Origin of the sequence: Streptomyces sp. NPDC046900, from assembly GCF_040644975.1 — a bacterium.
Classification (GTDB): Bacteria; Actinomycetota; Actinomycetes; order Streptomycetales; family Streptomycetaceae; genus Streptomyces.
In genome coordinates, this window is record NZ_JBEYXD010000063.1 from 19,884 (window position 1) to 33,079 (window position 13,196).

The following is a 13,196-nucleotide window of genomic DNA, read 5'->3' on the forward strand; positions in this document are numbered from 1 at the left end:
TGATCATGCTGTTCTTCGCATACGGTCTGGCCAGCCGGACACTGCCCCGGTACACGCCGGGCCTGGCGCCGGCGGCGTACGCGGTCGCCGGAGTGGCCGGCGCTTTTCTGTTGCTGGTGAGCTTGGTGGTGCACGAGGCGGCGCACGCGCTGACGGCCCGCAGGGCCGGGATAGCCGTGCGGGACGTGACGCTGTGGGCGCTGGGTGGACTGACCCGGATGGACCGGCCGAGGACGGCGCGGGCAGCGTTCGCCGTCGCCGTCAGCGGGCCACTCGCCAGCCTTCTGCTCGGCGGGGCTGCGATAGGAGGCTCGGCCGCGGTGGACGCGGCCCTCGGCTGGCGGGTACCGGTTGCCGTGCTGGGCTGGCTGGGCGGCACGAACGTGCTGCTGGGCGTCTTCAACCTGCTGCCCGCCGCGCCACTGGACGGGGGCCGGGTGCTGCAGGCCGTGGTGTGGTGGCGTACGCGGGACCGCGAACGGGCCCAACGGGCGGCCGGACGCAGCGGACAGGTCGTCGGCATCATGCTGGCCCTCATGGGATGGGTGGCCTTCGCCAGGGGTGTGCCGGGCGGATTGTGGCTGGTGGTCATCGGCCTGTTCGTGACGGGCACCGCCGCAGCCGAACGACGGTGGGCCCAACTGTCCACGGCCTTGCGCGGCGTACGGGTGACGGAGGCGATGACCAGTCCGGTGATCGCCGGCCCCGACTGGCTGACCGTGGACCGCTTCCTGTCCGAGGTGGCCGCCCAGGCAGGGCATGCGGTGCTGCCGTTGCTGGACTTCGAGGGCCGGCCCAGCGGTGTCGTACGGCTTAACCGACTGGCCGCCGTGCCGTCCGGGCAGCGGCAGTCGCTGCGTGTACGGCACGTGGCGACCCCACTGTCGCAATGCACACTCGCCGAACCGGACGAGCTGCTGATCTCCATCCTGGAACGCCTCGGCTCCGGGGGCGGACTGCCCATCCTGGTCATGGACGGCGGCCGACTCCGCGGAATCGTCACCGCGCACGACATCGACCGGCTGTCCAAGCGGCACACGACGGACCCGGACGACGGTACTACACCTCCCGACGGCGGTGTCGGCCACCAGGGGATCGATGCGTAGCCGCTTCACATCGATCTGAGCCGACTCGGACGCTGGACTTCCCCTCGCTGCCCCACACAGGGACGCCTGGTCGCGATCCTCACCCGGTTGTGCGGGGCACAGCGAACCTCTCCCTACCGATCACCTGGTGTTGCTCCCCGTCAGGGCGTCCAGTAGGGCGATGGCCTCACGGCGGCTGAGCAGTTCGTGGAAGCGCTCGTTGCGGAAGGTGCGCAGGCACGCGTAGCAGCTGCTCTCGGGGCCGCATTCGCAGGCTTGCACCCGAGTAAGCGCCGCGTCGACGACCGGTTCGAGTCGCTCCCCGATGTGCACGGCGTTGCCTGCGCCACCGGGTGTGGTGTCGAAGAGGAGCAGCGAGGGCATGCCGTCGCTGCCGGTGTGGATGGTGCCGTCGATGTCGTCGCGGCTGATCTCCAAGTGGGTGGCTGCGCCTTCCAGGAGTGCGTAGAGGCCGGAGCGGAGTCGGTCGGGGTGGCGGTGAGGGCGGTGAGGGGGTCGAGGTGGATTTGGAGGAAGTCGGTCTGGTAGCGATGGGCGAGGGAGACGACCCGAAGTGGGCCGGTGCACTGGGCGTCCTTGAGCAGGTGGGGGTGGCCTGTCCGTAGGGGCGTTGCATGGGGGCGTGGGGGCGGCCCCAGCCGCACCAGTCGCAGATTTGGTATCCGGCGCCGGCCGGCCCTTCGGAGACGACGACCATTTCGCCGCGGGTGCTGGCGGACCAGGTCGTGGTGTGGCCGGTGGTGAAGAGGGTGGCGCCGTCGTGGAGGTCGGCGGTGTGGGTGGACATGTGGGTGTCGCCGTACCAGGCGCGGCGGGGTGGGGTTTGTCCTGGGCGGCGTTGGGGTCCTCGTGCGGCGACGAAGCCGTAGATGGGTTCGACGTAGCGGCGTGGTGCGGTGGTGGCGTGGATTTTGCAAGCGGGGCAGGCAGGGTCGACGGGTTCAGTGGCTTCCCGGTAACGGCCGCAGGTGGCGCAGACGGCGTAGTGGCGGCTGACCAGTTCGCGGTCGGGCAGGCGGTAGACGCCGGCGGAGGCCCACAGTTGTCCACCGGCGACGATTTCGGCGCCGGGGGCGTATTCGTGGACGGCGGCGCTGAGGTCGCGGGTGAGTTCGAGGTGGCCGGAGATGGCGCCGCCGCCGTCTTGGGGGATGCGCAGTTCGACGGTGTCGACGGGGAAGCCGTATTTGGGGAGCACGTTGCGGTTGGCGAGGACGCCGAGCAGGTCGCGCTGGGTGAGGTTGCGGATGACCTTCTGTACATTTCCGCCAGCCGGTACTTGCGGGTAGCGGCTGCCTGATCGCGGCGTTCGCTGTAGGCGGTGACGTCTTGGTCGAGGATTTGCTGGGCGGACCGCAGGAGACGGTCGAGTTCGTCGACCCAGGCGCCGGAGTCGATGTCGATGTCCTTTTGGACGCTGTCAGGAAGGACGCGGCGCAGGGAGGTGATGACGGTGTCGGGGACGGGGGTGAGCCAGTCGCGCACGGTGTGGGCGGCGATCTCGCCGGTGGTGTCGTCGGGCAGGAAGAACTCGCCGGCTTTGCGCCAGATGCGGCCCCGCTCGTCCTTCATCGCGCGGAAGAACGCAGCAAGGGCGATGGAGTGGGCGTGGCGGCGGTCGATGCGGACGTTGTCGACGGGAACGATCGGTGCCCGCACCTCGCCGGCAATCATACGTTCGGGCTGCGCGAACCGTGCGAGGTCGTGGGGGCGCCGTTGGGCGTAGGTGACGACGAGGGCGGCGGAGTCAGAGCGGCGGCCGGCGCGGCCGGCGCGCCGGCTGCCGGTCCCTTCGCGCAATGCCCGGTCCGGACCCGGCCATCACGGAAGAGGACGGCCGTTACCATTGCTCACCGCTGCGGCTAATGTATGCCGTTGACCACCAGGGGGAGCTGTGGTGTCCAGCCGTGTTCAGCCGGTGCAGCAGGGCGATCCGCTGCAGGTAGGCCCCTACCGGGTGGTGGGGCGGCTCGGAGCCGGCGGCATGGGCACGGTGTACGCCGCACTCGGTGCCGCCGGAGAGCGGATGGCCGTCAAGGTCGTGCATCCGGCGCAGGCCGCAGACGATGAATTCCGCGCCCGCTTCCGGCGGGAGGTGCAGCTCTCGAGGCGGGTGGCGGGCCCGTGCCTGATCCCAGTCCGCGATGCCGCCATCGACGCCCCGGCCCCGTGGCTGGCCACCCCCTTCGTCCCCGGCCCCACCCTGGACCGGCATGTGGCCGCCAACGGTCCCCTGGCGGGGGCTCGCCTGTACGCGATGGCGGCTGGCACCGCAGCCGCACTGACCGCGATACACGAAGCTGGCATCGTCCACCGGGACGTCAAACCGCAAAACCTCATCCTGGCCCCCTTCGGGCCGCAGATGCTGGACTTCGGCATCGCCCACGCCCTGGACGGCACCTCCGTGACCCGCACCGGAGTGATGACCGGCACGCCGGGCTGGATCAGCCCCGAGCACTACCAAACGGGCGCAGTGGGCCCGGAAGGAGACGTGTTCGCCTGGGGTGCCCTCACCGCGTACGCCGCAACCGGCCGTCTCCCCTTCGGCCACGGCGCCCCTGACGTGGTGGCCTTCCGCGTCATATCCGCCGACCCGGACCTGGACGGCCTACCGACCGACCTTCGGCCCCTGGTCGAACAGGCCCTGTCCAAGGAGCCCTCCGACCGGCCGACTGCTGCCGAACTCGCACGTGGCTGTACCGAGTTGCTGGCGGCGCAGCCAACAGCCGTCCTCTCCCCCGCCGGCCAGCAGCCGCCGACGCTGATATCCGATCTAGTCAGCCTGCACTGGGACCTGCCGCTCCAAGACGATCCTGCCTGGCCTGCCCCGCCACGGCGCCGCAGCCGTGCCCGGCTGTATCTGGCGGTCGGCGCAGCCGCTGCCGTCCTGGGCAGCCTGGGCGGGGCCGTGGCCGCCTCCCAGTCCTCCACCCTCGACCCGAAAGCCGCCTCCGCCTCGAGCAGCCGGCCCCCGGCCGTGGACAGCGCCGCCGCCGCTGCGCCCCGACGCTCCCCCAGCCCTACCGGCACCCCCACGCCTTCTTCCGCGGTCCTGCTCGCGTCGCCGAGCCCGCAGCGTGCGGTTGCCCCCGCCCCCGCCTACACCCGCAGCGACAGCGCCCAGCCCACCGTCGACGAATGGGCCGCCGCCCGGGTGCCCGCCACCCCAGCGGAGAAAGCCGCCGCGCAGCGGCTGGTCAACGACACAGCCTCCTTCTTCACAGGACAGCAGTACATGGGCGACGACGTAGCCGTCACCTTCAACCCTCAAGCGCAGACTATGTTCGTCACCTTCGGGCCCGGCACCTTCCCCGAAGGACAGGACTACCACGACGACCCGAACTGGACCGACGACGTCCGCAGCCTGATGTTCGCCGGCTGCTCCGAAGCGCAACAGGACTTCGGCCAGGACACCACCTGGCCCTACGGCCGGGCCGCCGTCGTCTACCGCGAATCCATGGCAACCCCCCTCATCGCCGACTTCCGCGACGTCACCCACACCGACAGCTGCCGGGTCTGACTCCGCCTCGCTACCACCACCCTCACCGAACCACAGCCGCAGTGATGCCCGTCCTGGCCGTCACTGCGTGAGCAGTGCGGCTGCGAACACCGCCGGCGATTGGCCTGCCGGCATCGCCGAGACACGCACGCTGCGCTGACGACGACGACCCAAAGCGCAGGGGCGCGGCCGTATGCGGCCGCGCCCCTGCGTTTTGGGGTTCCCCGCAGGGCTGTCCGTGGCGCCAGGTACTCTCGAACACCTCGTCACATGCGGCCCGACGGGCTTCCGCTCCACCCCGGTGGAGTCGTAAAGGACATGCCCCCACCCGCACGAGTCACTTCGTGCTGCCTGGGGGAAGTCCTTGCTGTTCCGCGCGTCTGCCAAGACGGTCGCCGCCATGGCGATCGACGGTCCGCTCTACCTCCACCTCCACGAGCAGTTCGTCCACATGCACGGCTACCGGCCCAGTCTCTCGGAGATGCGCTCCTGGGAGCGCAGCATCCCAGCCCTGGCCAGTGCGCTCACCGACGCCGGACTTGGGTCGGTGGAGGTGATGCTGGAGTACGCGCTCCCGTTGAACAGCAAGCGTGCCGACGCCGTCCTGGCCGGGGTGCACCCGGTCACGGGCGACCCGTCCTACGTCGTGGTCGAGTTGAAGCAGTGGAGCCAGGCCGAGCCGGACGAGGACGACCCGGAGCTGTGCCGGGTCGACGCCTATGCGCATGCGGTCCTCAATCCCATCGAGCAGGTACGCCGGTACTGCGAGTACCTCGTGAATTTCAACGGTGCGGTGGCCGAGCATCCCGAGCGGGTCCACGGTGTGGCCTACCTGCACAACGCCACCGAGTTCGGCGTGAGCGGCCTGCGAGCCGTCGAGAATAACGAGCGGGGACAGTTGTTCACCGCTGAGCGGCGCGGCGAGTTCCTCGACTACCTGCGGGCCCGACTCAGCGACCAGCAGCCGGGCGCCCGCGCCGCCGACGAACTGCTGGTGGCGAAGACGGTGCCGTCCAAGCAGCTGATGGCGGTCGCGGCCCAGGAGGTGCGGGAGCGGGAGCAGTTCGTGCTGCTGGACGAGCAGCAGGTCGCCTACCGCATGGTGCTGAACGCGGTGCGCCGGGCGAAGACGTCCGATCACAAGGAGGTCGTGGTCGTCACCGGTGGCCCCGGTACCGGCAAGAGCGTGATCGCGCTGTCCCTGCTCGGTGAGTTGTATCGGCAGGGGGTGCCGGCCCTGCACGCGACCGGTTCGCAGTCGTTCACCAAGACGATGCGCAAGGTCGCCGGCAGCCGCAAGCGCGAGGTGCAGGAGCTGTTCAAGTACTTCAACAGCTTCATGACGACGGAGAAGAACACGCTCCACGTCCTGATCTGCGACGAGGCCCACCGTATCCGCGAGACCTCCGCCAACCGCTACACCCCGGCCGCCCACCGCACCGGCAGGCGACAGATCGAGGAGCTCATCGACGTCGCCCGCGTCCCGGTGTTCCTCCTGGACGAGCATCAGGTGGTGCGTCCCGGCGAGATGGGCACCGTTGAGGAGATCAAGGCGGCCGCGGCGGCCAAGGGCCTTGACTGCCATGTGGTGCCGCTGGAGAGCCAGTTCCGCTGCGGTGGCAGCGACGCCTACCTGCGCTGGGTGGTGCGCCTGCTGGGGCTTGAGCCCGGTGGGCCGGTGGTGTGGGAGCCCGACGACCGCATGCGGCTGCTGGTCGCCGACAGCCCGCAGGAGATGGAAGCGTTCCTCGAGACCCGCCGCGCCCAGGGCTACGGCGCGCGCATGTCCGCCGGCTACTGCTGGCGCTGGTCCCCGGAACCCAAGCCGGGCGAGCCGCTCCCCGCGGACGTCGTCATCGGCGCCTGGGCCCGCCCTTGGAACCTGCGCGGGGAGCGCTCCGTCTCGGGCGCGCCCCCGGCCGCGCTGTGGGCGACCGACCCGGCCGGCTTCGGACAGATCGGCTGCGTCTACACCGCCCAGGGCTTCGAATACGACTGGTCCGGCGTCATCATCGGCCCCGACCTCCTGTGGCGCGACGGCCGCTGGGTCACCGACCGCACCGCGTCCAAGGACCCGGTCTTCAAGAAAGCGACGACGGACGCCGACGTCGACCGCCTGATCCGCAACACCTACAAGGTGCTGCTGACCCGCGGCATGGTTGGCACTGTCGTGTACTCCCCCGACCCTCAAACCCAGGAAAAGCTGCGCCAGCTGGTCGGCGCCCGCCTGGACGCAGAGCCCGCCGCTGTCGCAGGCCCGGCGGGAGCCCCGGGCCGGGGGTAGCTACTCATGCGGGTTGGTGTTCAGGTTTTCCTCGTAGGTGATGAGGGCGTCGACAGCGGCGACGAAACAGCTCGAAGTCGCCGTAGGAATGACCTCTGACGGCCTGCCAACCAGCCCTGTTCGCAGGCACGGCCAGGAACCGGCGAAGCGAGTCGCCGTGAATCTTCATGTGGCGAGCCATGCGTGCGAAGTCCCCACGGTGAATACGACCATGAACCTCTTGGAACCCGTCGAGAAGAATGCTCATGTAGAACCAGTGCTCGTGCTTCCCAGGCGCCTGTGGCGGGGTCGATGCCGTGCACATCGATGAGCAATTCCGGGTACTGAAGGGCTGCTTGGTTGGCGGTGAAGAGAACAGGCCCTGGCTGGCGCCCGGGCAGCACCGCAGGCTCCAGGCACGGGCCAACCCCGAGGAGGCACAAGGTGGGGAGCGACCGGCTCACAACGGTGATGCCGGCAGCTGACGCACCTGGTTGTCGTCCGTGACCTCGTACAAGTCGATCCGCAGCAGTCGACGCACACGAGCCGGGACGCGCTCAGCGGCCTTGACCGACGACGACGGCACGACCAGGGCGTACCGAACATCGGGTGCGTCAGCGGTCATGCGGCGCAGCAGCTGCCCGTAGGCGATATCGGCGTCGATGCCTTTCTCGCTGGTTCGCCCCTTGGCCTCGCATATCAGTCGTTCGCTTCCGCGGACCGCCTCCATGTCGGTCCAGCGGTCGGTCGGTGTCACCGGTGTCCAGCCCTGGGTCAGTAGCCAGGTGCGGAAGGCGTCCCTGACCCTGTCCTCGTCGCTGTCGCGGGCAAGGATCTTTCTGAGTGCTGCGATGTCCGCCTCCCGGTTGCGGCGCAGGCGCCCGCGGCTGTCCGCGTCGAGGTCGGCGGGGCGGATGACCACCAGCCGCAGGCCGTGGGCGGGGATCTCGCTCTCGCGTCGGGCGTCGTAAAGGGCCCGCTGCTCGCCACGGTGGACGCCGCTGACGGTCAGCCGGTCCGGCTTGTCGAAGTGCGGCACCGGCTGATCGTGCTGCACCTCCCGGTACTCGACCACGAGCTGATGCCCCGCCCAGTAGGCGTCGACCGGCAGCTTGATGCGCCGTCCGCCAGAACCCGCGTCTCCCAGCAGCCAGTCGAACCTGTGCTGCGTCAAGGCCGTCTCGCCCAGCACCTGGTTGCACAGGTCGACGACGTACGCCTCATCGCTTCCATCCCGCTTCCCCATGCCCGGGATGATGCCACCCGCTACCGACAGCGATGAGTGAAGCCCCGTTCCCGAATCAGTCGACTGCGCGGCCGCCTGCGAGTGGGCGGGATGTCCCACCGGCCGGTCCGGGTGAGGCGCGCTCTGTTGAGCCTGCTCTGCTGTAGTGCTCCGTGCCGGAGGGCATCGGGCAGCTGGACCCCCTCTCTGTCATGGGCGGCGGTGGGCGGCGGTGGGCGGCGGTGTCATCCTGCGTCGACAGTCCTCGGCTGAGTCCGGCCGCGTACCTTTGGTGGCGAGCCAGCGATCAGCGGCGTGTCGTGGTCCATGGCGGTTGCTGGGCCTCCCGGCGTCAGCTGGGGAGGAGGGAGATCACTGCGGCAACCTCCTCTTTCCAGGCACGGAGTTCAGCCGGTACGGGGGAGAGCTCGTAGCCGTGGTAGTGGCAGGCTTGACTGAGGTTGGACCACACCGACGACCAGCGACGGGCCGCCTCGGTTCCTGCGTAGCTCTCAAGGCACAGCACTTGAGCGTGCGTCGGTACGCGTGCCAGTTGTGGGCGCACGTGCCGCCAGTAGCCGCGAAGCGCCTCTTCCAAGGCGTGGCGTAGGAGCAGTGCCGCAGCACGGGGCCAGACGCCTGTGGTCGAGATGGTGGTCGCGCTGAGGAGGCGGTCGGCGCTGGCTAGCAACTCGGCCGGGGAGGAATTCGCGGCGCTAGTGGGTACGGGGCGGGTTGTCACAGTGCACGCACCTTCCGAGCCAGCTCCGTAGTACGGGTGATGACGGCCTCGGCGTCCTGTACCGGAACTGCCTCGTGCGCGCCCTTGTTGCACCAGCGGATCAGCGCACTGGTGGCCTCGCCGAAGGCGCGGTCGAGGTCGCCCAGTGCTTCGCGAGGTCGGTCTGCCACTCCGTACAGAGCGACGGAGGCGAGCTCGGTGATCTTGCGTGCCTTGCCGATGCGGTGCTCCACCTCCACGTGCGGCACGGCGGCTGCCAGGAGTCGGCGGCGGGCCGGCTCGAGCAGGGCCGCCTCCAGTGCGGTGCGGCACAGTCCTGGCAGAACGCGGGCGACGACGTCGGCGGGAACGTCACGGGTCCGGGCCAGGGCCTTGGCGTCGCGCAGGGCTTGCTTGACGGGGTCGTCACCGGAGCGGGTGTGCACCTGGGAGTGCTCGCGGCGGATCACGTCGATGATCGTGGCGGGCAGGCGCTGGTATTTCAGCGACTGCGGCAGCCGGGTGTCGTGGGTGAAGACGATGACCTGCCGGGTCTGGGCAAGGTAGGAGAGGACGAGAGCGAGGCCGTCGACCTTGGCCGGGTCCATGGACTGCACCGGGTCGTCGATGATCAGGAAGGGGAAGGGGTTTTCCGCGAGCAAGGTGCGCGGCAGGAACAGGGACAGCGCGAGTGAGTGCAGTTCGCCCTGGCTCATCACGCCGAGTGCGGGCGCATCGATCTCGTCGACGCTGACGTCGAGGGCGACCTTGCGCTGGGTGCCGGAGCCGCTCAACTGTACTGGTCCGAGGGTGACGTTGCTCTGCTGGCGCAGCTGCTCCCAGATGACCTGCGCCTGGTGGGCGATGGGGCGCATGCGTTCGGCGCGGACTTCGTCGTGGACGGTCTTGAGCCACTTCTGAGCGGCCTTGACCTGCGCCAAGCGGGGCTTGGCTGCTTGTGCGGCGCTTGCTTTGTCCAGCCAGGTGGCGAGCGCGCCGGCGCAGTCGCGCCACGCGTCGTCCTGGTCGGTGAGTCGCTTGGCAGCCTCTTCGCGGGTGATCCGGCAGGCGTCAACGACGATGCGGGCGGCGGATTCGGCGCGGGCGGCGAGCTCGGCCGCCTCGGTCAGCGAGCGGCATGCCAGCCAGTCATCCCAGGCGGCGGCGATCGAGGGATCGAGCCATGCCGGCGGCGGGGTGATCAGGTGGCGCAGGGCAGTTGAGGCAGCGTTCAGCTCACGTCGGGCCTCCTCGGCAGCTTCGGCCTCGGCCCGCAGCAGGAGGACCTGCTCGGCGGCGGCCTCGGCCCAGGTGACGTCCAGTCGGCCGAGGCTGCCGCAGACGGGGCAGGCGTCCAGCTCCGGATGCGCCCGGTAGTGCACAAGGGCGCGGTCCAGTAGCTCGGCCCGCCGGCGAGCCTCCTCTGCGGAACTCGACTTGGCGTCCTCTGCAGCAGCCAGCGCCTCGCGCAATCGTGCTGCGGCCGCGGTGACGGCGCCGAGGTCGGGGCCGGTGAGGTCGGTGCGCCGGCGCAGCTCGGCGAGTTCGGTCTCATCGGCGGCGGTGAGCCCGGAGGCAAGTGCGGCGGCGCGGTCGAGGTCCTTGCTGGGACCTTCCAACGCGGAAAGAGCGGCCTGGGCCCGCGGGTCGTCGACCGAGGCAAGGCGCTGCAGCAGTTCGGGGAGTGCGGCCGTGGCTGCTTTGGTGGACGCTTCGAGTTCGCGAGCCAGCAGCTGCAGCTTCTTGGTGGCGTCGGTCAGCTGCTCGAGGCCGAGGATGGAGGCGACCGCGTCGTACATCTCGCTCGGCTTGCCGCCGATCATCTGGCCGAGCTCGGAGTAGGACAAGAACGGCCGGTAGGTGACCATGTCCTGGTCCCATCCCAGCTCAGCGAGCGGTATGGGGTCGGCGGTGGGCCGCTGAAGCTCGGCCGTGGAGTCGGCGACGTCCTGGCCGTGCCAGGTGCGCAGCACTGAGGTGGGCTCGCTGTCCCCCTCCACCAGGAGTTCGACGGCGATCTGCGGGTCTGCCCCGTGGTGGAGGTTGCGCCAGCTCTTTCGCCAGATGTCCGTGCGTCCTCGCCAGCGGGCGTTGTCACCGGTCAGCGCGATTTCGATGGCTTCGGCGAAGCTGGACTTGCCGGAACCGTTGCGGCCGGTGACCAGGGTGAGTCCGGGGCCGGGCGTGAGGGCCAGGCGAGCGGTGCGGCCGATGCCGCGGAATCCACCGACGGTCACGGACTGCAGGTATGCGCGAGGCGCGGGTCCGCTGGCGGCGGTGGCTGTGCCGATGGTTTCCAGGAGCAGTTCGCGTACCTGGGGGGCGAGGCCGGACTCAGCCAACTTCGCTTGGAACAGGCCCAAGAAGCTCTCGGGGTCGGACGTCATGGCGTCGGCTCCAGATGCTCGGGAAGCGCCAAAGGCTCGCAGCGGATGCTCGAGTCGGGGTCTTCCTGCGACTGGGCAGGAGGCTAGCCCCACCACTCCCAACTTTGGAAGAACTCTGGAAAATATTTGGAAGATTCAGGGTGCGTAGTAGAGTCCACTCCATGGCCGAGCCCATCGAAGAACTCGAAGCACGCTTGGCGAAGTTGCGCGCCCGTCTACGCGAGGCCAACCGCGCCCGCGACACGGCGACCGTATCCCGCGTCCGCGCCGAGATGCGCATCGCGGAGGCCGCATGGGAAGCCGCCCTGGCAGCCGAGAGCGCCGAGGCCGCGCCCCGCCCCACCGGGACAGTTCCTCCGCGGCCCCCCGAAGGGGTCCCGGTACGCGAGCAGGTACACCAGTCCCTCGCAATCCTCGGCGCACCGGCTGCGCCCAAGCTGATCTCCGCCACCTATCAAGCGTTCTTCGCAGAACCTCTGCTCACCACGAAACTGGCTTCACTGCGCCGTGACGAGGAGCGGTCCTTCACGTCTCAACGGTATGCACGGCCCTACTACATCTGTGCCGCCCTGACCCACGACCGCCTCGCTCCTGCCCGGGGCCTGCTGGCCGTCTCCAGTTGGCCGCTGGAGCGCCGCATCATCGCCCCGCTCAGCCCCCGAACCGACTTCCTGACCCACGCCATCGGAGCGGCTGAGCATATGCAGCGCCTCACCGCTGCCGGCCACTCCCCTTCCGCCGAGGCATGGCGACTGCTGCGCCGCTTCGCCTTCAACATCCCCGGCGCCTACGAGGGCGGCGAACCCGACCCCAGCCAGGTCATCAGCGCCGCGCGCCAGGAAGCAGCCGTGCACCAGGAAACCGATGACAGCCAGCGCCGGTCGGCAGCTACCCGAGCCCGTGCCCAACTCAACGATATCCAGGAGCTGTTCGGCGTATCGTCGCTGCGCATACTGCGCGACACCGGCACCTCCTGACACCGCAACCGTGGCATCCCCGCTTCCGCCCGATCCAACGCCGAGAAGACCCAAGACCAGACCATGCCCGTACAGCACCCGGACGGCCTTCGGGGGGCAGATCTGCCCGCTTGCGCGGCCCCCTGCCCCCGCGGTCGTACACGCCCGCAAGATCACCGCTGTGACCGCCAACCCTGCCTGCGCCCGCCTCGTGCTGGCGATGCTGCGGCACGACCAGCGCCTGCTCGACCTGGCCGGCGGCAGCGGCGTGCCCGAGTCGACCCTGCGACGCTGGCGCGACGAGATGATCAGCCTGCTCGCCGCCAGAAGCCCGCGCCTGGACCGCGCGCTTCGCACGATAGCCAAGCGGGGCGGCGAGGTCGTGCTCATCGACGGCACCTTGATCCGCACCAGCGCCGCACCGGAGCGGAGACCCGGCCCAACTACTCCGGCAAGCACCACCGCCACGGCCTGCACTTCCTCGCTCTGACCGACGAGAGGGGGCAAGCTGATCTGGATCTCCGCCGCCCGGCCGGGGCGGACCCACGACGCCACCACCGCCCGCCACGACAAGCTCGTCGAGCACTTGAAGACGGCCGACCTCGGGGACCTCGCCGACCTGGGGTTCCTCGGCGTGGACAAACCCGAGAACCCCAACGACCTGGTCATCGTCACCGGCTTCAAGGCCACTCGCGCCCGCAAGCTCACCCCGGGGCAGAAGCAGGCCAACCGCGTCCTGGCCGCCGCACGCGCCCCCGTTGAACACGGCTTCGCGAACCCGGAGGCCTGGCGCGTCCTCACCAAGCTCCGCACCGACCCCGGCCACGCCCCCGCGCTCCTGCGCGCCTGCTCGTCCTGACCAGCTTCGAAGGCAACCGGTGACGGGCGATCAAGACCGCAAACTCCCGCCGCGACCAGCACACGCACACCCGATCAAGCATCACGCCAGCCTCTCCGACGAGCACGTTCGAAGATGGCGAAAGTTCTAGGAAGCCGCAGACGGCTGCCTGACGGCCTATCGGCTCGGTTCGTTACACCT

12 protein-coding genes are annotated in these 13,196 nt (G+C 69.7%); 8 read left to right on the plus strand and 4 right to left on the minus strand.

From position 1 onward, the window contains the following. The first annotated feature begins 5 nt into the window (after window positions 1–5). Window positions 6–1,106, plus strand: a complete 1,101-nt coding sequence (locus ABZ904_RS37270) for a site-2 protease family protein (protein ID WP_361828579.1) — start codon at window positions 6–8, stop codon at window positions 1,104–1,106. Between the two features lie 120 nt (window positions 1,107–1,226). On the opposite strand, the gene ABZ904_RS37275 is transcribed toward ABZ904_RS37270, so the two are convergent. Next, a complete protein-coding gene (locus ABZ904_RS37275; protein ID WP_361000949.1) occupies window positions 1,227–1,673 on the minus strand; it encodes a DUF1998 domain-containing protein in 447 nt (148 codons plus the stop codon). A 163-nt stretch (window positions 1,674–1,836) separates the two neighbouring features. On the opposite strand from ABZ904_RS37275, the gene ABZ904_RS37280 reads away from it, so the two are divergent. From ABZ904_RS37280 to ABZ904_RS37295, 4 genes are all read left to right on the plus strand, one after another. After that, on the plus strand, window positions 1,837–2,406 hold the full coding sequence (locus ABZ904_RS37280) for a hypothetical protein (RefSeq protein ID WP_361000946.1): 570 nt from the start codon (window positions 1,837–1,839) through the stop codon (window positions 2,404–2,406). Between the two features lie 29 nt (window positions 2,407–2,435). Then, a complete protein-coding gene (locus ABZ904_RS37285; protein WP_361000943.1) occupies window positions 2,436–2,972 on the plus strand; it encodes a hypothetical protein in 537 nt (178 codons plus the stop codon). A gap of 31 nt (window positions 2,973–3,003) precedes the next feature. Next, complete coding sequence (locus tag ABZ904_RS37290; protein ID WP_361828582.1) at window positions 3,004–4,626, plus strand: serine/threonine-protein kinase; 1,623 nt, start codon at window positions 3,004–3,006, stop codon at window positions 4,624–4,626. A gap of 343 nt (window positions 4,627–4,969) precedes the next feature. Further along, window positions 4,970–6,889: a DUF2075 domain-containing protein gene (locus tag ABZ904_RS37295; RefSeq protein ID WP_361828584.1), complete on the plus strand. Its 1,920-nt coding sequence runs from the start codon at window positions 4,970–4,972 to the stop codon at window positions 6,887–6,889. Between the two features lie 439 nt (window positions 6,890–7,328). On the opposite strand, the gene ABZ904_RS37300 is transcribed toward ABZ904_RS37295, so the two are convergent. From ABZ904_RS37300 to ABZ904_RS37310, 3 genes are all read right to left on the minus strand, one after another. Next, a complete protein-coding gene (locus tag ABZ904_RS37300) occupies window positions 7,329–8,114 on the minus strand; it encodes a hypothetical protein (protein ID WP_361828585.1) in 786 nt (261 codons plus the stop codon). Window positions 8,115–8,445: 331 nt separating this feature from the next. Beyond that, on the minus strand, window positions 8,446–8,835 hold the full coding sequence (locus ABZ904_RS37305) for a hypothetical protein (RefSeq protein WP_361828587.1): 390 nt from the start codon (window positions 8,833–8,835) through the stop codon (window positions 8,446–8,448). Continuing rightward, on the minus strand, window positions 8,832–11,201 hold the full coding sequence (locus tag ABZ904_RS37310) for an AAA family ATPase (protein ID WP_361828589.1): 2,370 nt from the start codon (window positions 11,199–11,201) through the stop codon (window positions 8,832–8,834). Before ABZ904_RS37310 ends, ABZ904_RS37305 begins: the two co-directional genes overlap by 4 nt. A 161-nt stretch (window positions 11,202–11,362) precedes the next feature. Here ABZ904_RS37310 and ABZ904_RS37315 point away from each other — a divergent pair, with 161 nt between their 5' ends. The 3 genes from ABZ904_RS37315 (at window position 11,363) to ABZ904_RS37325 (ending at window position 13,016) form a co-directional block, all read left to right on the plus strand. Further along, the gene (locus ABZ904_RS37315; RefSeq protein ID WP_361828592.1) at window positions 11,363–12,178 is read left to right on the plus strand and encodes a hypothetical protein; all 816 of its coding nucleotides are present in this window, start codon (window positions 11,363–11,365) and stop codon (window positions 12,176–12,178) included. A 160-nt stretch (window positions 12,179–12,338) separates the two neighbouring features. Next, complete coding sequence (locus tag ABZ904_RS37320; protein WP_361828595.1) at window positions 12,339–12,647, plus strand: hypothetical protein; 309 nt, start codon at window positions 12,339–12,341, stop codon at window positions 12,645–12,647. A gap of 27 nt (window positions 12,648–12,674) precedes the next feature. Continuing rightward, window positions 12,675–13,016, plus strand: coding sequence for a transposase family protein (locus ABZ904_RS37325; protein WP_361828636.1), 342 nt, complete (start codon window positions 12,675–12,677; stop codon window positions 13,014–13,016). Window positions 13,017–13,196 lie beyond the last annotated feature (180 nt).